The organism is Mucilaginibacter sp. McL0603 (genome assembly GCF_049992945.1).
In the GTDB taxonomy this organism is placed as follows: domain Bacteria; phylum Bacteroidota; class Bacteroidia; order Sphingobacteriales; family Sphingobacteriaceae; genus Mucilaginibacter.
Genome location: NZ_CP188251.1, coordinates 2,346,676 through 2,369,095, shown reverse-complemented (window position 1 = coordinate 2,369,095; position 22,420 = coordinate 2,346,676). Strand labels below are relative to the sequence as shown.

Genomic DNA, 22,420 nt, shown 5'->3' with positions numbered 1-22,420 from the left:
CGCCATCCGGCGGAGGAGATTTAGAGGAGGATGCAGTTTATTTAAAATTACTGCTTACTTCAAGGCGCTTATTTCTAAGGTCGATTCCGCCTTCGATGATGGATTTAAGATTAGCCAGGTAAAAAGTCCACCCTATCTGGCACTGTACAAAAAGATTTTTTGATGGGTCACTTTCCACGGGGATATTTTCCTGGGTAAGTTCAAGTATAGTTAAGTCGTTTTTGCAGTCTACGTTAACAGTCACTATAGATCCGCCAGAAAAAGTAAATTTTACGGAATCAATACTATTCACTTCCAGCACTTCGCCTTTTTCTACTGTACTATCATCAAACCCGTGCCAGTACCATTCGTAAACATCTTCTTTCAGTATTGATTCATGAGGCTCACGCAATCTGCCTGCTATGGCATAAAAATTTGCTTTTCTTAAAAACCAGCTTTCCAGACCTTCGGGGGTTGTCCATGCCTGGTATATGCTTCTTACATCCGTATTAAAATCTGCCTTAATGGTAAATTTTGTCCAGTCATTTGTAGCCATTGTTTTTCGGGGTTGATCTTATAGGTTATGAAACAAAAATAACAATTAAACTTTGGGCTTTTGTTAACTTGCTTTTAAATCTATCTATATGGCTAAGCAAAGTGCGGGAATATTATTATACAGCTTCAAGGATAATCAATTACAGGTTTTTCTTATCCATCCGGGCGGCCCATTCTTCAGCAAAAAGGACAATGGCAGTTGGTCTATACCTAAAGGCGAATTTAATAATGATGAGTCTCCCCTTGATGCTGCCAAACGCGAATTCATGGAAGAAACAGGTCAACCGATCGACGGTAATTTCATCGAACTTGAACCTGTTATTCAAAAAGCGGGTAAAAAAGTCTATGCCTGGGCAGTTGAAGGCGACATTGACCATGAGACTATTGTTAGCAATCTGTTTGAAATGGAATGGCCACCCAGATCAGGCAAAAAACAAACTTTTCCTGAAGTGGATAAAGCCGCATGGTTTGATGTTGAAGAAGCCAAAGCAAAGATCAATCCTGCACAGTTTGGATTTATTAATGAGCTGATTGGAATCATTAATTCCTCAAAGCTCTCTCCAAAAGAAGACGTTTAAGTTATTTTCTTTCTGTTCTTTATCCAATTAGAAATCTGCCCATTTTCAGATGTGGCGTGATGAATATCAATATTCTTCTCACCAAGTAATCTTTCCATCACTATTGCAGCAATCAACGCTTCATCTTCATTGCTACTTTGCAATACCTCTGGTGTAAAATATTTCTTTACAAAATGGGTATCAAAATTACCCGAGGCAAAGGCTTCATGCTGCATTACAAATTTGCCGAAGCCAAGTGTAGTGGTAATACCAGTAATATTGTACTCGTCAATAGCACGTATCATCCGTTCAATAGCTTCCTTACGGTCTTTACCATAGGTGATCAATTTGGCGATCATCGGGTCATAGTAGATCGGTATTTCCATGCCGTGCTCAAAGCCATCATCTACACGCACACCCGGACCTTTTGGCGTAATATAAGTTTGCAGCGTTCCAATATCAGGTAAAAAATTATTGGCCGGGTCTTCGGCATAAACACGCAGTTCAATAGCATGCCCGTTTATTTTAAGATCTTCCTGTTTAAAGCTGATCGGTTCGCCACGTGCTATCTGTATCTGTTCTTTTACCAGGTCGACGCCCGTGATCAATTCGGATACCGGGTGCTCTACCTGTAAACGGGTATTCATTTCGAGAAAATAAAAATTGAGTTGATCATCCATGATGAACTCAACTGTGCCCGCTCCGGTATAATTAACTGACCTTGCCACATCCACCGCGCAACGTCCCATTTGCTCCCTGATTTCGGGTGTTAGTACGGACGATGGCGCTTCCTCTATCACCTTTTGGTGACGTCGTTGCACCGAACAATCCCTTTCAAACAGATGTACGATATTGCCGTGCGTATCACCCAATACCTGTATCTCGATATGCCTTGGCGAAGATACATACCGCTCAATAAATACCGAACCATCTCCAAATGCTGATGTGGCTTCGGACACTGCCAGGTGCATTTGCTCTTCAAAATCGGCAACACTTTCTACTATGCGCATTCCCTTTCCACCACCGCCGGCAGCAGCTTTGATCAGGATGGGAAAGCCTACTTCTACCGCGCGCTTCTTGGCTTCTGTTATGTCCGATATTGCTTCTTCCGTCCCAGGCACCATTGGGATATTATATTTTAATGCTGCTGCTTTGGCTGATAATTTATTACCCATTATCTCCATCGCCTCTGGTGATGGGCCAATCAGTGTTAATCCGGCGTCTCTCACCTTCCTTGCAAAAGCTGCATTCTCCGATAAGAAACCATATCCGGGGTGTATACCCTCGGCACCAGTTTTTCGACAGGCTTCAATGATCTTTTCGCCAACAAGATAGGATTGATTAGACGGTGCCTCGCCAATAAAAACAGCTTCATCAGCATAACGAACGTGTAATGCATTACGGTCGGCAGCAGAGTAAACAGCCACCGTTTCAATACCCATTTCGCGTGCCGAACGCATTACCCTCAAAGCGATTTCGCCGCGATTGGCGATCAGAATTTTCTTCATCTTAACAAATGTATAAGATTTGTGCTTATTAAAGCAATGGCTATTTTAAGTGGGCTACTGTTAAGCCGATCAACTCTTTTAGATAAGTGCACCATCCAGCAAGCACACCCGCATCAGGCATCATATAATCTAAAAACGAAAATTTCACATTGCTGGTTATACGGCCACTTGAGTATGGTACTACATCCATCCCCTCCTTTTTAAAAATATAAAGTGATCTGCGCATATGGTAAGCAGATGTCACTAATATATAAGGTGGTTGCAAATGCGCCTTTTGTAATATCTGTTTTGAAAAAGTGGCGTTCTCAAATGTATTTCTTGAATCCGGTTCGATCAAAACTGCGCTATCCGGCAGGTTAAATTCTTTTAAAACACTCTGCGTCCAAACCGCCTCTTTAAATTTACTCTGCCCCAGGTTACCATTGCCGCTGCTTATCAGGATATGTGATACGCGTCCTTCCTCTTTTAATTTAACACCTTGTATAAACCGATCAGCATTTTCATTAAATACCCCGTTGCCATTTTTATCCTCGCCAGAAAATCCGCCCAATACAATTACAGAACTATATACTTTATTTTTATTTAAAGGAGCCGAATTGACATCCCAATTTTTCGCGAACAGGTACAACAACAAAGGATTGCTGAAAATTATCAGTAATACTACCCCTGTTATAAAACACTTTCGCTTCAATTTTTGTCGTTTCGAGAATAATGCTATTAACAGGAAAATGATGATCCAATTGAGCGGAAATAATAAGAAGAGCAGGACTTTTGAAAATATGAAATACATAGCTAATGGAACAAATGTAGAAGTATAATTAAAATATTACCATTAATATAATTCCTTTTTCTCATCTTTAAAGGTACCCTAACTTATATTACTATTATGACCGAAGCCCCATTATTAAAGAATGTCCCCAAACGACTGCATTCCGTTGATGCAATAAGGGCATTAACCATGCTATGCATGATATTTATTAACGATTTAAGCGGAGTTAAGGGCATACCCGAATGGATGGACCACGCTAAACGTTTTGAAGACAGTATGGGCTTTGCCGATACTATTTTCCCTTGTTTTTTATTTATTGTGGGTTTATCGATCCCGTTAGCGATTGATCGTAAAATGCAGAAGGGCGATTCTTTTAGTTCTATATCGTTTTCTATCCTGGCGCGTTCATTTGCGCTTATAGTAATGGGCTTTTTCCATGTCAATCTGGAAGAATACAGTAAGGCGTCTATATTGCCCGAAGCTGTATGGGAAATATTGATCACGCTCAGTTTCTTTTTAATCTGGCTGGATTATTCACCAACTATTTCACACGTTAAAAAATATTTTCTTAAAGGTGCCGGCTGGTTGATATTATTGTTAATGGCATTTCTTTATGTCGGCGGTGATGCAAAGGCGCCTCACGGACTTGAGCCTTCATGGTGGGGTATATTGGGCATAATAGGTTGGGGATACCTGGTTTCTGCCTTTATTTACCTTTTGGCGAAAGGCAAATTCCAGATCATGATCATTGGATTACTCCTATTTGCTGCGTTAAATATACTTGACCACGCTAAAATATTGCGCCTGCATTTGTGGGTTATTCATGAAGGATCATCAGAATTCCTGATCATTGCAGGTATTGTGGTTTCATTGTGGTATGCACGTATGGTACAAAAAGGATACACGTTAACGCTATGGCTATGGCTTTTTATAGCAGGATGCGCTTCAATAGTATCAGGCTTGCTGATACGCCCATATGCAGATGGTATCTCAAAAATACGTTCTACCCCGGCATGGATATTGATCTGTATAGGTATCGGTGTACTGGTTTTTGAACTGATGATCTACCTGGTTGATTTTAAAGGCAAAAAGAATTGGTTTAAAATAATCTGGCCCGCAGGCACCGCTACACTTACCTGTTACCTGATACCTTATTTACAGGTTGGTTTTTATAGATTGCTCCATATTCATTATCCAAAGGTATTGAACTATGGCTGGGGTGGGTTCTTTCGGTCATGGGCAGTAGCATTTATTGTGGTATTGATTGGAGGCTTTTTAGAGAAACGCAGACTGAAATTAAAGATATAAAAATAAAAAAATCCCTGTCCACACACCGAGAACCAGGGATTTCGTGATTGGGTAAAGAACATATCCGTTATTAATCTTACCTATAACTGATCGTAAGTTATACGCCCTCATTAAAACAAAAGTTGTTGGTTTTTCTTAACAAAAAGTGCGTTTTCAACATAAAAAACGCAATTCCATTTAATTAAAGATTGTAAATATCTATAACACACAGGTGTAGCTGTTTTAAATAATTTTAAACTGAATGTAAAATTAATTGCATAAACTTCAGATCGAGCCAACGCCCAAATTTAAAGCCAACTTCTTTAAAGTGTGCTACTTCCACAAAGCCGAAAGACTGGTGCAATTGATAACTTATTTTATTTCCTCCGTCTATACCTGCTATCATAGCGTGTAGCTTCATTTCACGCGCACGATCTATTAGTGGCTGCAGCAGTAATTTGCTGATACCTTTTCCGCGATGATCAATATGAACATAAACTGAATGTTCAACTGTGTAGCGGTAACATGGCCATACCCTGAAATGTCCGAAAGTACTGAAGCCTATGATTTGCCCGTCTGTTTCGGCTACAAAAACCGGAAAGCCGCTGCTGATCCTGTCATTATACCAGGTAAGCCTCATTTCGTAAGTATGTGGATGCTCACTATAAACTGAGGTGGTGTGCAATATTGCATGATTATAAATATCAAGGATGCCTGGCAGGTCACCTAATATAGCACTGCGAATATTTACAGTTTCCTCAGACATCAACAGATCAATTAATTCTATTATAAAAATACAAAGTAAAAAGTAATAAAAACAAGAACGCCCCGCTTAGGCAGGGCGTTGATATGAATTGATTTTATATTCAATATAATTAGTTAGAAGGTGGCGGAGGAGGTGTGCCAGCTCCACCCGGAGGGGGACCACCCGGACCATGTTGTCTTTCAGGCACCTTTAACTCAGGATGTGCTGTTCCATGATGACAGGTATTACAGTTAATACCGGCTTCCATCACCATACCCAGAGAATCTTTGCCTGCTTTAAAAAACTTTTTATTGATCTTTTGCTCCATACGAAGCATATAGCGGGCAGTTTCTTTTTCAGGTTTAGCATCGCTTGCAAAATCCATCTTATTGGTCTGCTCATTGCGTGCATGACAGAAATTACAATGCACGCCTAATGATGCCGCCCATTTATCCATTATGTGGTCAAGATCCTTGTGCGAAATATTTTTTGGTAATACTTTCAGGTTTTGTGCTTTTGGCGGAGGCGCCTGTTGTGGCATAGTTGCAGCTATACCCAGCGCCATTACGCCGAGCAGGCTTGCTGTAATTGTTAGTTTTTTGCTGATTATCATAAGGGGATTGAATTTGGAAACTAAGGTAATAATTACATTACTTAGTTATGACAATGTAATAGAAAAAATACGGTTAAACATTTATTTTGTTTTAGCTCCGGTTAGCTTTTCGCTTATTTCCCATAAACGGTTACGGGCTGCACCATTATCTGCGTTAGGCGCCGTTTTGGCAACCTTGCATTTTTTGAAGTATAAACCGCTTTTTTGCTCCAGGCGTGGTTCTGTGGCGAGGTAAATGGTTGTTTCGGCACCTTTCTCCGGTGTTATCATAAATGGTTTAATCAACCAGAAAAGTATACGCATAAAACCCGTCACCTTATCCCAGATATTGGTAAGCACCACGCCAGGATGCAACGCATACGAGGTAATACCCGTTTGTCCATACTTTTCGGCAAGCGATTTGGTAAAATAGATATTATATAATTTGGAGATATTGTAAGCTTTGATTCCCTTGTAAGGTGTTTGCTCCCATTTCAGATCGTCAAAATTAGGTTTAGCCGATCGGTGCCCTTCTGAGCTTACATTTATAATTCTTGCCTGGCCCTTTTTAAGTAAAGGCATCAGGCTTTCGGTCAGCAGGAAATGTCCCAGGTGATTTAATGCAAAAGTCATTTCGAAACCATCCTTACTGAGCTCTTTTTTAACAAAGGCACTTCCGGCGTTATTGATCAGGATGTTAATACCAAAAAGTTTTCCCTTAAGTTCGTCAACGGCGCGAGCCACACTTTGCAAATCAGCTACATCACATTCAATTACATAAATATCTTTGTTGCCCGTCTGAGAAATGATCTCTTGTTTCACCTGCTCGCCTTTATTGGTATTACGTACCAGCATATAAATAGCATGGCCTTTTCTCGCTAATTCCATTGCGGTAATTTTTCCTATCCCGGAAGTTGCTCCGGTAATGGCAGTTGTTATAACAGGCATATTTCTCAGATTTAAATGTGAGACAATATAGCTGATTATATGCTCTCCTGCTGTGATCTGAAATTAATTTGTTAAAAAATGTAAAATAATTTGGTTAATTACGAAAAGTTCGTAGATTTACGAAACAATCGTAACAACATGGAGAAATTAACACAACAGGAAGAAGAAGCAATGCAGGCTGTATGGCAATGCGGTTCAGGATCGGTAAAGGATTTTCTTGACCAGATGGCCGAGCCCAAACCGCCATATACCACCCTCGCTTCTACCATTAAAAACCTGGAGCGCAAGGCATTTCTTACCAGCGAAAAGATTGGCAACACCTACCGTTATATTCCGGCTATAAAAGAGGAAGAATATAAGAAGCGCTTTATGAATGGTTTCGTAAGCGATTATTTTGAGAACTCCTACAAGGACCTGGTAACGTTTTTCGCTAACGAGAAAAAGATCAGCGCCAGCGAATTGAAAGAGATTATCAACCTGATTGAAAACCCTAAAAAATAAGTATCATGCCAGCATTATTTCTCTTTTTGTTTAAGGTCAATATTGCCCTGGTATTATTTTGCCTCGGTTATTACCTGGTGTTGCGTCACCTTACCTTTTATACCCTTAACCGGATATACCTGGTGGCTGCTATCTTATTTTCATCGCTGTATCCAAACATTAATCTTTCTGATTTTGCGCAGCATCATCAGCAATTGACGCAGCCTGTACAATCAATTATAATGAATTGGAAAACACCGGCAGAAAATTTTGTAATGCCTTTATATCAGCCTAACTATTGGCAATGGGTCGAAGTGATCTTCTGGGCAGGTGTTATCCTCTTTGCAGTTAGATTGATTATGCAATTATTTTCTCTGTATAAATTATATCGTCAATCTAAACCTGGCGAGGTACATAATCAATCAGTTAGGTTGATCAGGGATGATATCAGTCCATTCTCATTCTGGCGCAGCATTTATATTAACCCGTCTAAACTTTCGCCATCTGAACTGAAAAGCGTGCTTGAGCATGAGCAGGTGCATGTGAGCGAATGGCATACACTGGATATCCTGTTAGCCGAACTGAGTACTATTTTCTATTGGTTCAATCCCGGTGTATGGCTGATGAAAAAGGCTGTCCGGGAAAATATCGAGTTCATTACCGACCGCAAAATTTTGCAAAAGGGAATGGATAGCAAAGAATATCAATATAGCCTGGTAAGCGTAGGCCTTGCCGCTACATCCAATAACATAGTCAATCACTTTAACATGTCAACCATAAAAAAACGCATTATTATGATGAACACAAAAAAATCAGCGGGTTACAACCTTACCCGCTATGTATTTTTAGTACCTGTAGTTGTGGCATTGTTGCTGATTTTCAGCCTGTCAAAAGCCGAGGTGACTAAAAAAGGGATGCATACCTTTAATTCTATTGCAACAGTAGTAAGTCATGCCCATCTGCTTTATAATGGCAAACCACATGTAACGGATCTTAAACTGAGCGAGAAAACTGTTGTAGAAAAAGCGGCTACTAAAAATGTCGACACTATATACAACGGCAAAGCAAAAAATGGCAAAAAATCTTTCATGGTGATGGCAAACGTCAGTGGTGATTCTGTCAATTATGTCATCAACGGGGTAAAAGCTACTAAAGCCGAAGTAAAGGCAATTGATCCGACCCGTATAAACAGCATTGAATTACTTACCGCAAAGAACGCTAAACAATTTTATCCCGAACTGGATAATGACCGGCAAGTAATGTTTGTAACTACAGATGATTCTGACGCAGGTAAAAAATTAAAAGAAAAAATAGACAAAGCAATGGGCGACGGGATGATTGCAGGCGCTAGGAATATATCAATAACTGGTTCTCCGGATATGGCGCCACCACCGCCGCCAAGTGCTGCAATGGCTTATACTATTAGTTCTGACAATAAGCTTTCAGACGTTGAAGAAGAAACCAATGGCAACAAAAATGTGAGTACGGTAATAGTAACAGATGTGGCTCCTAAGGTAAAGGGTAAAACCCTGATTCTAAAAAAGGACTATCATATCACCGGAAAACCAGGCAGCGACATGGTAATAACCCAGGATGTTGCTCCTGAAGTAATTACTGTAGAAGGGATTAATATTAATAAAGCTACCCCGCCCGATGGCAAGCCCAGGAAAGTATTTGTTAGAGGATTTAACACCAATAACGATCAGCTAACTATTGACGGCGAAGGCCAGCCATTATTTATCATAGACGGAAAAGAAGCCAAGAGCCTCAAAAATGTATCGCCCGCAGATATAAAATCTATTAGCGTATTAAAAGACGGAGCAGCCGAGAAACAATACGGAGAAAAGGGTAAAAATGGCGTAGTTGTAATCATAACTAAAAAAGGAAAGTAATTTTTTAGTTGATTGGGTTGGATTAAGTTAATTGAGTTAAATGGTTTTAATCAGCTTAATATATCAATCAATAGATCAGTTAATAGTCACTCTTTCTTCCACCCGCTTCGGCGGGTTTTTTGTTTGATTATCAATTTTAATTACATTAGTATTCCTATTGCGCTGAATAACAATTTACTATAACCGCTTTTAAATAAGTTTAATCCTTAGATTATGGCGTTTAGTTTTAAATTCTTCCCGGTTAAAGATCTAATATTTTCGATTATCCCGACAGCAGTTTCTTATGAGGGGTATTTAAATAAAATTCCTGTTTTTTATAATCTGTACGTAGCCATAGGTACAGGGCTAGCGATTTCCATATTCCTGGGAGTCCTATTTTATTTAGATAATATCAAGACTTATAAAAAGTCGTTAGCCGAGATATTAGCAACCGGGTATTTTATGAATTTCACAGGCCGCCTTGCTCAATTATTAAATGGGAAAGCCGATATTGAATTCCTGTTTCCTGGTAATTCAGTAATTAAGCTTAATCCTGAAAATGTAACTGTAGAAGTAGGTGTTCCCATTTCTCATGACTCCTTAATTAAATATAGTGATGAGGTTAAACGTTCATGTGACATAGTTTATATTCGTGAAGCCACTTTAAGCGAGCCTTATTGGGTAAGGGCAAAATATGACAAGGGCCTATTAACGATCTGTGAATATCCCAGAACACTTTTTGCTTTGTCGAGATATTTGGAAAAAGAATTTTCAGACAAAGACAGCACTGAAAAGAACTCAAAAAAGATATATGCCTATTTTGATAAAAAGATTGAAGAGCTAAAAATTCGTAATAGCAGAGATATACCTTTTGGCAGGATTAGATTTATGCAGGTGTAATTTATCACTCCTTTAACCAAACCTGACCCGGTGGTTTTTCGTTAAAATAATCTTACGGATTAAAAATCATTTCAGTCGATATCAATTGGCTTGTATATTCGACCGTCACAACCTTATCATACTAATGCAGGAATATAATATAACGCCTTCCGGCTTTAAGGAAATCAGAAAGCTTTTGCTTATCAAAATCGTACCGTTCATTCTTATCGCAGTGACGGCTGTTATTATTATCAGTTTATTTGATTCAACAGATAAAGTTGATACCAGTACATTAACCTTTGTAATTATTATAGTTGCTTTGGTGCTTGGATTAAGTGTATACCGGAGTATTCAAAAGCAAAAAGCCTTCTTCGAAAGCTATTCGCTTATCATTAAGGCTAATATGGTCACTCGGACTCAGCTAAACACCCGTACAATCTCCATTTACCTGAATGATATTATTGAAATCAACAAAAACAAGAATGGGAACTTTGTCATAAAGGGAAAATATCCTGATGACATTATTGTTATTAGGGCCCAGATTGATAAGTATGATCAACTTGAAGAAGCATTGAATCAAATTAAGCCCATTACACAAACATCAAAGTCTTTTAGGAAAATTTATAGTCTTTTGATTGCACTGGTGACAATAACTTCAATGATATTTGTTTATTCCTCTTCGAATAAGATTATCGTAGCTATAAGCGGATTATCATTTACTGGAATTATGGCGTGGGGATTTATTGAAATCCGTAACAATAAAAATATAGATGAAAATCTTAGGCGAAAAATTTGGTTGATATTGGTAGTTATAGCTTTAGTTTTAATCAGAATGATTTATAAAATTAACGGTATTCAATAATTAAATCTTAAATAAACCTCAACTCGCCTCTGCCAATTTTTCATTTTCCAGTAACTCCATCAGCGCTTTTTCAGCTGTATTCAGTTCAGCAGCATTTATATCTTTATTTCCGTCCAGCTTCTCAATATATTTAAATATCGTTCCCTCTTCGTAGCTTTTGATCACGGTTGGGTGCACATAATACTTCTTGCAAACAGTTCGGGTGTTGCCCAGGTTCAGGGCCACTTCATCCAGTACACTTACAATTTTTTTCTTACACTCGGATACTGTATCGAACTCCCCTGCTTCCTTAATGGCATATAGTGCGCTTACACTTCCTGCCCAGGTGCGGAAATCCTTTGCTGTAAAATCTTCCCCAGTAATATCTTTTAAATAACGGTTCACATCTTCAGAGCCTATCGAACAACGCTGGCCTTCATCATCATAATATTGAAAAAGTTCTTTGCCCGGTATATCGCGGCATTGTTTGATCAACCGAGCCAATTTTACACTATGCAGGGCAATCTTTTGATAAACACCTTTTTTACCCTTAAACTCAAAGCTTATATGCGAACCCTCGATCTTAACATGCTTATCCATAAGCGTGGTCAGGCCGAAAGAACCGTACAATTTTTTATAGGATTCGTTCCCCACCCTGATACTGGTCAATTCCATAATACGGATCACCAGGGCTACTACTTTATCATGATCCAGATTTTGCCGGGCAAGATCTTTATCAACTTGTTTGCGAATAGCGGGCAAATAGTCGGCAAATAACCGGAGATGATAATATTTGGATTGATTACGGAGTTTGTTCCATGCTGGGTGATAACGGTACTGTTTGCGTCCGGCGGCATCAATACCTGTAAACTGCAAATGCCCATTCTCGTGTGGAGATATCCAAATGTTGGTATAAGCCGGTGGAATAACCAGCTTAGTAAAACGCTGTATCAATTCCTTATCCTTTATAGGTTTGCTATCTGCATCATAAAACCCAAAACCTTTGCCACTTTTTTTACGGGTATAACCCGGTGTTGAATCAGCTACATAGCGCAGACCGGCAACCTTGGCCGTTATCTTGGGATCACGGCCTATCTTTTCCAACTTCTTCAATATCCTGTCCATCATAAACATGAACAGAATATTTTATTTTAAGTTTTAAAAAGTCGGGAAAGTCCGTACAAGTCGGAAAGAGAAAAGGATTAACTCTTCCAATCTTATACCCCTTCTAACCCATATTGCTTTAATACATCATCAGGCACACCTTCCCATTTTCCGGGTGAATTACCCTTGTAACCCAAGTCTTCAATACCCATTTTGCTGGTAAAAAATCCAATGGCTGTCAGCTCGCGCATCTTGTTGAAAAATGTAACTCCCGGTTGCATTTCCGGTTTAAATTTCATTGGATAGGCTATCTCCTGTAATATTTCGTCTTGCTGTTTCAGCGTGCAATCCTTAAAATCGTTATTATAACGGTTAAGGCATTGAACATCCAGCCAGCGTAGACCACCTTTCATTGGTAATTGATGCTGGGGTTCATCCTTTACAATAAATTCAATAAACTCAGGCACTTTAGCATCTGAAGCACTGCCACTCCGGCTATCCTTCGGAATGATCAGGTCAGCCAGTATGGTGATGGTTGCTATTTCGCGGTCGTCAAAAAATTTCTTTTCTGACAGTAATTTCTTATCCCTGTCAACTTCAAATTCCTGTCTGCCTGTTGCATCTACTTTTATATCATCGGCCGCGTTTTTGTTTTCAGTTCCCGGTTTGCATCCTGCAAGTAATGCACTTGCGGACAAAGTGCCGATGCCTAATGCTTTTAAACTATCTCTTCTGTTCATATTGGTAATCGATAAGATTAAACATTCTGTTTCTTGCGCTGATCCAAAATATACTCCGCAGTACGCATCGACAACGCAAGTATAGTCCAGGTAGGGTTCTTTTCGGATTGCTGTGTGAATATCGAGCCATCTGTCACAAACAGGTTTTTGCAATCATGTGCCTGTCCCCATTTATTAAGCGGAGCTCGTTTAGGATCATTCCCCATACGAACCGTGCCAACCTCATGTATACCTTTGCCCGGCTTATCCAAACCATAATTTGTTTCGGGACCGGCTGGTTGCATTAGTGGAATGCCGCCCATCGCATGCAAAATATCTTTGGATGTTTCCTGCATATGTTTTGCCTGGTTAATATCATCCTGGCTCCATTTATACCTGAAACGTAGTACCGGAATGCCATATTTATCCACTACTGTAGGGTCTATCTCGCAATAATTATCTTCTCTTGCAGTCGAGGCTCCGTGACATCCGAAACCCGCCATAGTACCATAAAAGCGGCGATAGTCCTCCTTTAATGAGGCGCCAAAGCCACCGCCTGGCTTCATTTTACCATCCGCTCCGGGTAAGAAACCGTTCAGGTAAGGGACAATAGTACCCTCAAACCCTAAATAGCCACCATAACCGGGCATTATCATTCCGCCAAATATTTCAAGATGATAGCCACGTGCAAAATCTTGCTTTTTGCTATCCAACCACCAGGGAGCATACAAATGCAAACTGCCTACCCCATCCTCATTAAAACGTTTTCTATTTAATAGCTGTGGTATTATTACAGCCCCACCGCCTTGAGTTGAATCGTGCAGATACTTCCCAACCACGTTACTGCTATTAGCTAATCCGTTAGGATGTTTTGATGATTTTGAATTAAGCAGTATCCGCGCCGACTCACAAGTGCTGGCAGCGAGGATCACGGTCTTGGCATTTACCTGGTACTCCTGCATGTCATTTTTGCTGATATAGGATACGCCTTTTGCAAGCCCGGCATCATCGGTTAATATTTCGCGCACAATAGCGTTGGTCACCACCTCAAGATTTCCGGTTTTCATGGCAGGTATTACCAGGCATGAGGAGGAGGAGAAATCGCCATAAATTTTACAACTACGGTTACATTGGCCGCAATAAAAACAAGCGTGCCTATCCTTATTACCTGGCAACGGTGCGGTAAGAACAGAACCACGACCAGCGATCACTTTTATGCCCAGTCCTGTAGCTGCTTTTTTTACAAATAATTCGTTCAGCCTTGGTTTTGGTGGAGGCAGGAATATTCCGTCAGGGTCATTCTCCATACCTTCCATTGAGCCGTAAACTCCAAGCAGGCGGTCAATCTTATCGTAATAAGGCCTTATCTCATCATAAGTAATTGGCCAATCATCGCCTACTCCATAACTGGTTCGGCTTTTAAAATCTTTAGGCCCCATACGCAACGAGATGCGCGCCCAATGATTAGTACGGCCGCCCAGCATTCTTGAGCGGAACCATTGAAATTCTGATCCGTCTTTTTGGGTATAAGGCTCGCCTTCTATCTCCCAGCCACCGTAAGCAGCATCAAAGTCGCCCATAGGTCTTGTGGCATTGCCCCCTCGCCGTGGCGATTCATACGGCCATTTTAATTGAAGCGAGTCTTTAGCAGGGTCGAAAAACGGACCTGCCTCTAACATTAATACTTTAACACCCGCAGTGGCCAGTACATATCCTGCCATACCGCCGCCGGCGCCCGAGCCGATGATCACAACATCGTACACGGTTGATGATTTTTTTATCTGCATTTTATATTAGGTTTAAGTTGATAGGATCAGGCTGCAAAACCTGCTTTTTCTACTAATTTTTTTGTGGCAGTAACTCCGGCATAATCATCGAGATATTTGCTGTCTTTGGTGTACATTTTGAGCAGGCCTCCTTCGTACTCTATACTTACCCAACCATTAAAGCCTGAATTTTTGATGATCTTGAACATTCGGTAAAAATCAGTTTCCGTATCATCCCCATTGATATCAAACACATGTGTTTTAGCATGTACGCCTTTTGCGTACGGCATCAATTCTTCTATTCCTTTATAGCGGTCATACTCATCAAGGCATTTAGTTTTCATATAACCGGCAATATCATTGGTTTCGGGCTTGGTACGATTGATGCAGAAATTGCCAAAATCAGCCAGCGTACCACAATGCTTGCTGTTCACTTGCTTCATTACACCTGCAAGCCAACCTGCATTGCAAGATATACCCACGTGGTTTTCTACTATCACATCTATATTCTGTTTATGGCCATATTCAATTAATTTTCCTAAACTGTCAACCGCGGCTTTAGCCACATCAGCCGGGGCTCCTTCGCCTTCCACGTTTACCCGGATCATTGGGCAACCCAATGTTGCTGCCGCATCCATCCATTTATAATGATTTTCAACCGCTTTTAAACGCGTTGTATCATTCAGATCACCTAATACTCCTTCACCGTCTATCATAATGCGCAGGTTGTAACTGCCATTATCTGCTGCACGTTTTTTTAACTCGCCCAAAAATTGCTGGTCTTTGGCTTTATCGGCAAAAAACATGGAACAATAATCAAGACCAGAGATACCCAGTTCCTTTGATTTAGCTGCAAAATCAAGCGGATCAAGCTGCTTAGTCCAGAACTGACTCGCAAAAGAAAATTGGGAGATCGCCAGTTTGAAAAATATATCTTTATTTGTTCCGGCATACAGGTATTCGGGAAGGGTTGCCGCCAAACCCAAACCGGCCGCACCCAGCGCGGCCTTTTTAATAAAGTCTCTTCTGTTAGTATTCATACAAGGTTTTAATTGGTGAAAATCTTATTTAGTGAATTTTACAAAATGAAGGTATAAAATAAAATTTGTTATTTTGTAAAATTCACTAAATAAAATTATCATTATTTTTAATCCATGAATACCACTGAAGAAATAGAGGATTTTATATTAAATGGCCACCTGCATTATGTTCCGCATGTGTCAATCGACTGTGCCATATTCGGCTATCATGAACAGCAGTTAAAACTATTACTTATCAAACATAAATTTATCAATGGTTTTTGCCTGCCGGGAGGATATATTAAACGAACCGAGACACTGGTGCAAGCAGCAAACCGGATTGTAGAAGAACGTACAGGCATTAGTAACCTGTTTCTGCAACAATTTAAAACCTTTGGTGATCCCAACCGTGCACAGATCAATGAGTTTGATGAGGAGAAATGGTTCCAGGCAACAGGGGTACGGATAACTAAAGATAGCTGGCTGATAGATCAAACTATTTCCGTTGGCTTTTATGCCATAACCGATTTTGAAAAATCAATACCCAGTCCGAATATGATGGCAGAAAATTGCGCCTGGTTTGACATTGATAGCCTGCCAAAGCTGGAGTTTGATCATGATGAAATGGTTAAGGATGCACTGCATACCCTAAGGGTGCAATTGTACCATTACCCGATAGGTTACAACTTGCTGCCCGAAAAATTTACGCTGACAGAGATCCATGCGCTTTACGAAACATTACTTGGCAAAAAACTCGACATCAGTAATTTTCCAAAAAAATTAATTGCGTTGGGCCTGCTTAAAAAATTGGATGAAAAGCGAAGCATAGGGGCTCACCGTTCTCCGCATTTGTATATGTTTGACAAAGAAAACTACAATAAAGCATTACATGAAGGACTGGTTTTAAGTTGATTGATATGCTGATGCATTATTAATTATATTTGATAAGCATAAAGCAACCAATGGATCTATTACCTATTAAAGAACACCTCCACGAAAACGAAGAATTCGCGGCCAACCCTGATTGCCAGGATAGTCTTTATGTGTGTATTGATTTTTACAAAAGGGTAGGCTTTAATCCGCCCTGGATATGTTATTATGTACAAATCGATAATCAATTAGTTGCAGCTGGAGCCTTCAAAGGCAAACCCGTAAATAACAAAGTTGAAATAGCCTACGGGACTTTCCCTCAACATCAGAAAAAGGGCATCGGTACACAAATAGCTAACAAATTGGTACAGCTTTCCTTAAAAACCGACCCCTCCGTCAGAATAACTGCACAAACCCTGAAAGAAGAAAATTATTCGGTACGAATACTTCGAAAAAACAATTTTGAACTTATTGGCACAGCAATGGATGAGGATGAAGGGGAAGTGTGGGAATGGGAGTATGTTAGAGATTAATCGTTATTACCCTCACGCCAATATTACCCAACTTTTACCTTTATCTGACTGTTATATATTCATAAACAGTCAATTTTACATTACACAACAATCAAATACTTATGAAATACAATTTTTTAGGAAACACCGGCCTGGTGGTATCTGAACTGTGTTTTGGTACCATGACCTTTGGGGGCAGCGGAGGCATTTGGGCAAACATTGGCAAAATACAACAAGACGGGGTGAATGAACTGATGAAAAATGTTGTGGATGCCGGTATTAATTTTATCGATACTGCCAACGTTTACTCTTATGGCGAATCAGAAAAGCTATTGGGCCGATCCATCATCGATCTTGGCATTAACCGTAACGAACTGGTGATCGCTACCAAAGTTCGTAGTCGTATGGGCGAAGGGAAAAACTATGTAGGTCTTTCCCGCTATCATATATTCCAGTCGGTTGATGAAAGTTTACAACGCCTTAAGATGGATCATATAGATATCCTTTATGTGCATGGCGTCGATCCCAAAACTCCGATTGAAGAAACAATGAGAGCGCTGAATGATATTGTACTAACCGGAAAAGTGCGTTACATAGCCGTGTGTAATTGGCCTGCATGGATGGTGATGAAAGCCCTCGGCATAGCTGATAAACATGGCTGGAATAAATTTATCGGTATGCAATATTATTATTCATTGTCCAGTCGTGATATTGAACGTGAGATATTACCAGTGGCTGCAGATCAAAATCTGGGTGTAATGCCATGGAGCCCGCTGGCTGGTGGATTTTTATCCGGAAAATATACCCGTAATAATGAGAAAGCAGGCGATTCGCGCAGGGATAGTTTCGATTTTCCTCCTGTGAACAAAGAAAAAGCCTATGACATTATTGATGTGATAGCCGAAGTCGGTAAACAGTATAATGTTTCGGCGGCACAGATCGCTTTGGCCTGGGTACGTTTGCAAAAAGGAATAACCAGCACCATTATCGGCGCTAAAAACCCCGATCAGCTACACGATAATATCAAATCGACCGAGCTTATTTTATCAGAAAGCGACCTTCAGAAGATAAATGAAGTAAGTGCTTTGCCAAAAGAATATCCTGGATGGATGGTAGAAAGACAGTCGGCAGATAGGGAGTTGAAGTAGTCGGAAAGACCGGAAGTCCGAAAGTAAATCTTAAATATCTTTCGGACTTCCCGACTTACTGACTAAATTTCTTTCAAAACTTTAACAACATACTCCACCTGGTCAGGATGCACATCCAAATGCGTTACAAAACGTATCCGGTGGGTATCAGTACTATTTGCTTTAATGCCCTTGTCGAGTAGTTTTTTTAATATCTGATCTGCCGGAGCAGTGGTATCAAACAAAACAATATTGGTATCGGCAGGCAATACATTACTTACCCAATTGCATTTGCTTAGTTCCTCTGCCAGTATTTGTGCATGGTTATGGTCGATCTTTAATCTTTCCACATGATGGTCGAGCGAAAAAATACCTGCGGCTGCCAAAAATCCTGCCTGGCGCATTCCGCCACCAAATACTTTGCGGAGGCGGCGTGCATATTTGATGGTCTCTTTATCAGCAAGCAAAACTGAGCCAACCGGTGCTCCCAGGCCTTTGGACAAACACACAGAAATACCATCAAAATATTTACCATAATCAACAGCCTTATCACCAGTAAAGGTCAGCGCATTGAAAATGCGTGCACCATCCAGGTGTAATTTCAGTTTCTTATCCCTACAGAGTGCGGCTATTGGTTTAATATCTTCCAACGTATAACAACTCCCACCACCCTTATTTACTGTATTTTCTAGCACTACCAAACTGGTGTGCGGGTAATGTATATTTTCTGCATTGATCTCCGGTTCAATCATTTCTACAGTGATCCTACCCCTGTCACCATTTAATAACCTGGTAGATACGGCAGAATTAAAAGCAATGCCCCCACCCTCATAACGATACACATGCGCAGTTTGATCGGCTATTAATTCATCAAGTGGCTGGGTAAAACATTTGATGGCTATCTGGTTGGTCATGGTACCCGATGGGCAAAATATCCCGGCTTCCATACCAAACATTTTGGCAGCCTTCTCTTCCAGTGCATTTACGGTTTCATCTTCGCCAAAAACGTCATCTCCAACTTTGGCGCTCCACATAGCTTCGAGCATACCGGGAGTGGGCTTTGTAACAGTGTCACTTCTTAAATCTACGGTCATATTATATATCTGAAAATTGCGTTATTTGTATCAATTATAATTATGCGCTCAATTTTAATCATTTTATTTTTTATGCTGATGTATGTATCAGCAAAATCGCAAAAATGGCAGCCGGGTTCCTTTACCGATACCAAAGGCAATAAAGTAACCGGACTGATCAGAGAAAACCCGTCCACCAAAGGACCGATTAAAGATGAAGGCTATATTGAGGTTAAGGACGGCGAGAAATCCAATCCTTATAAGCTCAGCGCCAGCGATATCCAATCATTTACTATTGGCAAAGATAGCTTTGTGGTTGCGCATGCCCCCGGCAATTCTAACTGGAGCAAAAAGGAACTTGATTTTGTGAAGGTTGCGCTTGACGAGCAAATTAAATTATACGTTGCCAACGTAGGTACAGGCAGTGGCGGCGGACATGCCGTTAATGTTTCCCCAGAGTTCGGTGCAGGCGTAGGCACAGGTGGTTACAGCGGTGCGGGTGGCGGTGTTGCGGTTAATTTGGGTGGCAGTGGCGGGCATGGCAAGGTGATAACTACCTATTATTACGGTGCTACTACTGCCGAAATGGAACAGCTCACCCCCATAAACTTTAAAGATGTAATGAGCGATGTAATGGGTGATGAACCCGACGTAGTTGAGAAAATACAGGCCGGCCAGTTTAACCTCGGCAATATGGATAAACTTATCGCTTACTTTAAACAGGTAAAGGCATCACATTAAAACCAGTAACATAGTGTTCACGTTCATTGTGCATGAACGCTCGTGAACATCATTTGAATACCTGATTATCAAATTTTTACATTTTAGCAACTACTCACAAAATAGTGTCACCGCTTTCTTTGCTGGTTTTAAGCTAAACTTAGGAAGACTTAAACCAGTAGGATGTTATCAAACTTAAAGTTGAAATGAAAGTTCCTGAGTCAGGTATTTAATTTCCTTTTTGAGGCTTTCGATGTCCCTGCTAATAGGGTGGTATTCAACCGAGACATTCCCATCAATATTTATGCTAATATTAATTTCCTTTGTTTCGTTCAATATCAAAAAATTGCTGTTATCTATCCATTTTGCGTTTGAAAACAATCTTGAATAAATGAAGGAGGTAGGGTAAGACTTACATAGCGTAATCACTTTATTGGAATCACTTTCCTTAAAATAAAAATTAATGCTGATTAACGAGTAATCCAGAAAATATTCTGCACCTACCATTGCTACAACATTCTTAGATCTATTTTGTTTAGGTGCTCCGCAAATCACTATTTTCAACTTAAAATCAACTTCTTTTATTTGCTTATGGGCGGTCCCCAGGTCTTTTAAGTCAATATTAAATTTAGTAAAGAACGCTCTTAGGCACTCAAAAACGTAATCACTTAGGAGCTCACATTTCCTAAAATGATCACTTTTATTAAAGCTAATGTAATCAAAGGTCTTTATTATAGCCCAAATCTGATCGTCTGCCTGATATAGATCAAAATAATCGGGCTCTTCTGAAAAGCGAATTAGAATTTTTCGAATCTTGTTAATGTTTATACCCGGAAGAAAATAGGTATATAAATTACCTATTAAATTACCATAGCGACCTATTCCATCTTCTGCGTAATCTGTTAGCGCAATCCAAATTTTTCTTTCTTTCATATTTTTTAAAAGCTTGGGTAAGGTCGTAGTTAGTTTTTAGGCATTTCCCGCTCCCGCGAGTTTTCAACTCGTGGTCACCCCTACCTAAGCTTTCAGCTTAAAATATCCGCCTAAGATTTAACCAAAACCACCCTCTCCTCCTCCATTCCCTTCTCCGAAACAAAATTCTTAAACAACAACTCCCACGAAATAATCAGCCATATCAATATACAAGGCCATGCTTTAACAGAATATTTAGCGATGATATCCTGGCGGATAGGTTTCGGCATCGCATCTGTCAACCCAAGTCCTGTAATTACAAGCAATAAGACCAGTAGGATTATGTTACCTGCTGTAAATGGTTTTTCCTGTATCATCATCCACAAAACCGCTCCAGCAACTGCAATAATGAATGTTGGGTGCTCTGCCCCTGTGCTGAAGATCACCACCATAATCAAGGAAGTAGCCAATATCTGCAGCCTGAATTTATAAGACTTAAACTGACTGAACCGCAATAAAGGCAAAACAAAAATAATTGCCGCTGCAATCAGAAAAGGCATATTTGGAATATTAATATTCCCGGTTAAGCGTCGAACTACTCCCATCACACAGATATCCTGCGAGGTATTGAGCCCTGTATTCAATGCGCTTTTATCGCTTAACGCTGCAAGCCACTGATGATACGATTGAATAACAAACGACGGACTGGAGATCAGCATAGGCAATACCAGCATAATCGGCGTCCAGATGAGTGTCCAGATAATAAACTTTGATTTATTTTTTGAAAACAGAAAGAATGCTAAACCTACCACCGGATAAAGTTTGATCAGGGTACCCGCAACAATCAAAAGCGTAGCCCATCGCTCCTTCCCTTGTTCAACCAGCATAAAGCTGATGATGATCACAGCGGCGATCATTGGATTAAACTGCATGTAGAAAATGGCATTGGCAAATTCAATAGCGCACAGCAAAAGCATGGCTGTTTTACGCTTCTGATAAAGGGGCAACATATTTACAGCCAATATCACAGCAAGCGCATTGGCTACTTGCCAAAGAAAAAACCCTGCAGCTTCAGGTGGAATAGCAAACGGGGCAACAAACAGCGTAAACAATGGCCCGTAATAATAGATATCCCCGTACTCTTTTGGATAGGCCACATATAAATTCACCTGCGCCCTGGCATGATACCACGAGTCGCGAAAAATGAGGTAATTGTTATCAATATGCCTGAAATATTTTAGCTGCCAGGTAAAAATCGCTACCGCCACATACAGTATGCACGTCCATTGATATCCATTAAGCCCGAGGAATTTTTTAGTCATTCAGTTTAGTTGGTAAAGGTACTTCCAAAAGTAATAAAATATCTATTGCAGGTTAAAAATTCCCCCAACGTCATGCCGAATTTATTTCGGCACCCCATCTGAAAGGTATGAGATATACAGGTCTACTACTGACAAATCGCAGACCAAGCAAGCCTGAATGTCCTGTGGGATGCCGAAATAAATTCGGCATGATGGGTTGTTGAATTTCCAACTCCAAATCAACCTTTTACCTTTATCCTTTCGCCTTTCACCTCCTTATAACCTC

General features: G+C 40.2%; 23 protein-coding genes. 10 read left to right on the top strand and 13 right to left on the bottom strand.

Annotated elements, in window-relative coordinates; genetic code table 11:
- Nucleotides 1-37 precede the first annotated feature (37 nt).
- Complete coding sequence (locus tag ACPPVU_RS11145; protein ID WP_426671782.1) at nucleotides 38-535, bottom strand: SRPBCC family protein; 498 nt, start codon at nucleotides 533-535, stop codon at nucleotides 38-40.
- A gap of 88 nt (nucleotides 536-623) precedes the next feature.
- Between ACPPVU_RS11145 and ACPPVU_RS11140 the strand changes: the two genes are divergently transcribed.
- On the top strand, nucleotides 624-1,112 hold the full coding sequence (locus ACPPVU_RS11140; protein ID WP_426671781.1) for an NUDIX domain-containing protein: 489 nt from the start codon (nucleotides 624-626) through the stop codon (nucleotides 1,110-1,112).
- Here the strand turns inward: ACPPVU_RS11140 and accC are convergent.
- Nucleotides 1,109-2,599 (bottom strand): acetyl-CoA carboxylase biotin carboxylase subunit, encoded by a 1,491-nt coding sequence (gene accC / locus ACPPVU_RS11135; protein ID WP_426671780.1) that lies wholly within the window; start codon nucleotides 2,597-2,599, stop codon nucleotides 1,109-1,111. The two genes, ACPPVU_RS11140 and accC, sit on opposite strands and share 4 nt — an antisense overlap.
- A 40-nt stretch (nucleotides 2,600-2,639) precedes the next feature.
- Entirely contained in the window at nucleotides 2,640-3,389 is a 750-nt protein-coding gene (locus ACPPVU_RS11130; protein WP_426671779.1) for a YdcF family protein, read from the bottom strand.
- Nucleotides 3,390-3,485: 96 nt separating this feature from the next.
- Here ACPPVU_RS11130 and ACPPVU_RS11125 point away from each other — a divergent pair, with 96 nt between their 5' ends.
- Nucleotides 3,486-4,676, top strand: coding sequence for a DUF5009 domain-containing protein (locus ACPPVU_RS11125; RefSeq protein WP_426671778.1), 1,191 nt, complete (start codon nucleotides 3,486-3,488; stop codon nucleotides 4,674-4,676).
- A gap of 232 nt (nucleotides 4,677-4,908) precedes the next feature.
- On the opposite strand, the gene ACPPVU_RS11120 is transcribed toward ACPPVU_RS11125, so the two are convergent.
- The 3 genes from ACPPVU_RS11120 to ACPPVU_RS11110 form a co-directional block, all read right to left on the bottom strand.
- A complete protein-coding gene (locus tag ACPPVU_RS11120) occupies nucleotides 4,909-5,421 on the bottom strand; it encodes an N-acetyltransferase family protein (protein ID WP_426671777.1) in 513 nt (170 codons plus the stop codon).
- A 109-nt stretch (nucleotides 5,422-5,530) separates the two neighbouring features.
- Nucleotides 5,531-6,013, bottom strand: coding sequence for a c-type cytochrome (locus ACPPVU_RS11115; protein WP_426671776.1), 483 nt, complete (start codon nucleotides 6,011-6,013; stop codon nucleotides 5,531-5,533).
- 81 nt (nucleotides 6,014-6,094) lie between these two features.
- Nucleotides 6,095-6,940, bottom strand: coding sequence for an SDR family oxidoreductase (locus ACPPVU_RS11110; protein WP_426671775.1), 846 nt, complete (start codon nucleotides 6,938-6,940; stop codon nucleotides 6,095-6,097).
- Nucleotides 6,941-7,078: 138 nt separating this feature from the next.
- Here ACPPVU_RS11110 and ACPPVU_RS11105 point away from each other — a divergent pair, with 138 nt between their 5' ends.
- The 4 genes from ACPPVU_RS11105 (at nucleotide 7,079) to ACPPVU_RS11090 (ending at nucleotide 11,032) form a co-directional block, all read left to right on the top strand.
- The gene (locus ACPPVU_RS11105; protein ID WP_426671774.1) at nucleotides 7,079-7,441 is read left to right on the top strand and encodes a BlaI/MecI/CopY family transcriptional regulator; all 363 of its coding nucleotides are present in this window, start codon (nucleotides 7,079-7,081) and stop codon (nucleotides 7,439-7,441) included.
- Between the two features lie 5 nt (nucleotides 7,442-7,446).
- On the top strand, nucleotides 7,447-9,312 hold the full coding sequence (locus ACPPVU_RS11100) for a TonB-dependent receptor plug domain-containing protein (RefSeq protein ID WP_426671773.1): 1,866 nt from the start codon (nucleotides 7,447-7,449) through the stop codon (nucleotides 9,310-9,312).
- A gap of 213 nt (nucleotides 9,313-9,525) precedes the next feature.
- Nucleotides 9,526-10,191, top strand: coding sequence for an STING domain-containing protein (locus ACPPVU_RS11095; protein ID WP_426671772.1), 666 nt, complete (start codon nucleotides 9,526-9,528; stop codon nucleotides 10,189-10,191).
- A gap of 124 nt (nucleotides 10,192-10,315) precedes the next feature.
- Nucleotides 10,316-11,032, top strand: a complete 717-nt coding sequence (locus ACPPVU_RS11090; protein WP_426671771.1) for a hypothetical protein — start codon at nucleotides 10,316-10,318, stop codon at nucleotides 11,030-11,032.
- Nucleotides 11,033-11,050: 18 nt separating this feature from the next.
- Here the strand turns inward: ACPPVU_RS11090 and ACPPVU_RS11085 are convergent, their stop codons facing one another.
- The 4 genes from ACPPVU_RS11085 to ACPPVU_RS11070 form a co-directional block, all read right to left on the bottom strand.
- On the bottom strand, nucleotides 11,051-12,139 hold the full coding sequence (locus ACPPVU_RS11085; RefSeq protein WP_426671770.1) for a DNA topoisomerase IB: 1,089 nt from the start codon (nucleotides 12,137-12,139) through the stop codon (nucleotides 11,051-11,053).
- An 89-nt stretch (nucleotides 12,140-12,228) separates the two neighbouring features.
- Complete coding sequence (locus ACPPVU_RS11080) at nucleotides 12,229-12,855, bottom strand: gluconate 2-dehydrogenase subunit 3 family protein (RefSeq protein ID WP_426671769.1); 627 nt, start codon at nucleotides 12,853-12,855, stop codon at nucleotides 12,229-12,231.
- A 17-nt stretch (nucleotides 12,856-12,872) separates the two neighbouring features.
- The gene (locus ACPPVU_RS11075) at nucleotides 12,873-14,621 is read right to left on the bottom strand and encodes a GMC family oxidoreductase (RefSeq protein ID WP_426671768.1); all 1,749 of its coding nucleotides are present in this window, start codon (nucleotides 14,619-14,621) and stop codon (nucleotides 12,873-12,875) included.
- Between the two features lie 26 nt (nucleotides 14,622-14,647).
- Nucleotides 14,648-15,640 carry a sugar phosphate isomerase/epimerase family protein gene (locus ACPPVU_RS11070; RefSeq protein ID WP_426671767.1) on the bottom strand — a complete coding sequence of 331 codons (993 nt, stop codon included), beginning with the start codon at nucleotides 15,638-15,640 and terminating at the stop codon, nucleotides 14,648-14,650.
- 114 nt (nucleotides 15,641-15,754) lie between these two features.
- On the opposite strand from ACPPVU_RS11070, the gene ACPPVU_RS11065 reads away from it, so the two are divergent.
- The 3 genes from ACPPVU_RS11065 (at nucleotide 15,755) to ACPPVU_RS11055 (ending at nucleotide 18,149) form a co-directional block, all read left to right on the top strand.
- Complete coding sequence (locus ACPPVU_RS11065; protein WP_426671766.1) at nucleotides 15,755-16,531, top strand: NUDIX hydrolase; 777 nt, start codon at nucleotides 15,755-15,757, stop codon at nucleotides 16,529-16,531.
- Between the two features lie 50 nt (nucleotides 16,532-16,581).
- The gene (locus ACPPVU_RS11060; protein WP_426671765.1) at nucleotides 16,582-17,022 is read left to right on the top strand and encodes a GNAT family N-acetyltransferase; all 441 of its coding nucleotides are present in this window, start codon (nucleotides 16,582-16,584) and stop codon (nucleotides 17,020-17,022) included.
- Nucleotides 17,023-17,123: 101 nt separating this feature from the next.
- Nucleotides 17,124-18,149, top strand: a complete 1,026-nt coding sequence (locus ACPPVU_RS11055) for an aldo/keto reductase (protein WP_426671764.1) — start codon at nucleotides 17,124-17,126, stop codon at nucleotides 18,147-18,149.
- Nucleotides 18,150-18,211: 62 nt separating this feature from the next.
- Here ACPPVU_RS11055 and ACPPVU_RS11050 read toward each other — a convergent pair whose 3' ends face one another.
- The gene (locus tag ACPPVU_RS11050) at nucleotides 18,212-19,222 is read right to left on the bottom strand and encodes a threonine aldolase family protein (RefSeq protein ID WP_426671763.1); all 1,011 of its coding nucleotides are present in this window, start codon (nucleotides 19,220-19,222) and stop codon (nucleotides 18,212-18,214) included.
- Nucleotides 19,223-19,264: 42 nt separating this feature from the next.
- On the opposite strand from ACPPVU_RS11050, the gene ACPPVU_RS11045 reads away from it, so the two are divergent.
- Nucleotides 19,265-19,942 (top strand): hypothetical protein, encoded by a 678-nt coding sequence (locus ACPPVU_RS11045; RefSeq protein ID WP_426671762.1) that lies wholly within the window; start codon nucleotides 19,265-19,267, stop codon nucleotides 19,940-19,942.
- Nucleotides 19,943-20,116: 174 nt separating this feature from the next.
- Here ACPPVU_RS11045 and ACPPVU_RS11040 read toward each other — a convergent pair whose 3' ends face one another.
- Nucleotides 20,117-20,854, bottom strand: coding sequence for a hypothetical protein (locus tag ACPPVU_RS11040; protein ID WP_426671761.1), 738 nt, complete (start codon nucleotides 20,852-20,854; stop codon nucleotides 20,117-20,119).
- A 110-nt stretch (nucleotides 20,855-20,964) separates the two neighbouring features.
- Nucleotides 20,965-22,155 (bottom strand): glycosyltransferase family 87 protein, encoded by a 1,191-nt coding sequence (locus ACPPVU_RS11035; RefSeq protein WP_426671760.1) that lies wholly within the window; start codon nucleotides 22,153-22,155, stop codon nucleotides 20,965-20,967.
- Between the last annotated feature and the right edge of the window lie 265 nt (nucleotides 22,156-22,420).

What these genes read in the sequence shown, in the direction of transcription:
- ACPPVU_RS11055 (WP_426671764.1), top strand. Translation starts at nt 17,124, where the DNA reads ATGAAATACAATTTTTTAGGAAACACCGGCCTGGTGGTATCTGAACTG.
- ACPPVU_RS11075 (WP_426671768.1), bottom strand. Translation starts at nt 14,621, where the DNA reads ATGCAGATAAAAAAATCATCAACCGTGTACGATGTTGTGATCATCGGC.
- ACPPVU_RS11050 (WP_426671763.1), bottom strand. Translation starts at nt 19,222, where the DNA reads ATGACCGTAGATTTAAGAAGTGACACTGTTACAAAGCCCACTCCCGGT.
- ACPPVU_RS11120 (WP_426671777.1), bottom strand. Translation starts at nt 5,421, where the DNA reads ATGTCTGAGGAAACTGTAAATATTCGCAGTGCTATATTAGGTGACCTG.
- ACPPVU_RS11045 (WP_426671762.1), top strand. Translation starts at nt 19,265, where the DNA reads ATGCGCTCAATTTTAATCATTTTATTTTTTATGCTGATGTATGTATCA.
- ACPPVU_RS11080 (WP_426671769.1), bottom strand. Translation starts at nt 12,855, where the DNA reads ATGAACAGAAGAGATAGTTTAAAAGCATTAGGCATCGGCACTTTGTCC.
- ACPPVU_RS11110 (WP_426671775.1), bottom strand. Translation starts at nt 6,940, where the DNA reads ATGCCTGTTATAACAACTGCCATTACCGGAGCAACTTCCGGGATAGGA.
- ACPPVU_RS11105 (WP_426671774.1), top strand. Translation starts at nt 7,079, where the DNA reads ATGGAGAAATTAACACAACAGGAAGAAGAAGCAATGCAGGCTGTATGG.
- ACPPVU_RS11035 (WP_426671760.1), bottom strand. Translation starts at nt 22,155, where the DNA reads ATGACTAAAAAATTCCTCGGGCTTAATGGATATCAATGGACGTGCATA.
- ACPPVU_RS11100 (WP_426671773.1), top strand. Translation starts at nt 7,447, where the DNA reads ATGCCAGCATTATTTCTCTTTTTGTTTAAGGTCAATATTGCCCTGGTA.
- ACPPVU_RS11070 (WP_426671767.1), bottom strand. Translation starts at nt 15,640, where the DNA reads ATGAATACTAACAGAAGAGACTTTATTAAAAAGGCCGCGCTGGGTGCG.
- ACPPVU_RS11090 (WP_426671771.1), top strand. Translation starts at nt 10,316, where the DNA reads ATGCAGGAATATAATATAACGCCTTCCGGCTTTAAGGAAATCAGAAAG.
- ACPPVU_RS11145 (WP_426671782.1), bottom strand. Translation starts at nt 535, where the DNA reads ATGGCTACAAATGACTGGACAAAATTTACCATTAAGGCAGATTTTAAT.
- ACPPVU_RS11060 (WP_426671765.1), top strand. Translation starts at nt 16,582, where the DNA reads ATGGATCTATTACCTATTAAAGAACACCTCCACGAAAACGAAGAATTC.
- ACPPVU_RS11130 (WP_426671779.1), bottom strand. Translation starts at nt 3,389, where the DNA reads ATGTATTTCATATTTTCAAAAGTCCTGCTCTTCTTATTATTTCCGCTC.
- ACPPVU_RS11085 (WP_426671770.1), bottom strand. Translation starts at nt 12,139, where the DNA reads ATGATGGACAGGATATTGAAGAAGTTGGAAAAGATAGGCCGTGATCCC.
- ACPPVU_RS11115 (WP_426671776.1), bottom strand. Translation starts at nt 6,013, where the DNA reads ATGATAATCAGCAAAAAACTAACAATTACAGCAAGCCTGCTCGGCGTA.
- accC (WP_426671780.1), bottom strand. Translation starts at nt 2,599, where the DNA reads ATGAAGAAAATTCTGATCGCCAATCGCGGCGAAATCGCTTTGAGGGTA.
- ACPPVU_RS11065 (WP_426671766.1), top strand. Translation starts at nt 15,755, where the DNA reads ATGAATACCACTGAAGAAATAGAGGATTTTATATTAAATGGCCACCTG.
- ACPPVU_RS11125 (WP_426671778.1), top strand. Translation starts at nt 3,486, where the DNA reads ATGACCGAAGCCCCATTATTAAAGAATGTCCCCAAACGACTGCATTCC.
- ACPPVU_RS11095 (WP_426671772.1), top strand. Translation starts at nt 9,526, where the DNA reads ATGGCGTTTAGTTTTAAATTCTTCCCGGTTAAAGATCTAATATTTTCG.
- ACPPVU_RS11140 (WP_426671781.1), top strand. Translation starts at nt 624, where the DNA reads ATGGCTAAGCAAAGTGCGGGAATATTATTATACAGCTTCAAGGATAAT.
- ACPPVU_RS11040 (WP_426671761.1), bottom strand. Translation starts at nt 20,854, where the DNA reads ATGAAAGAAAGAAAAATTTGGATTGCGCTAACAGATTACGCAGAAGAT.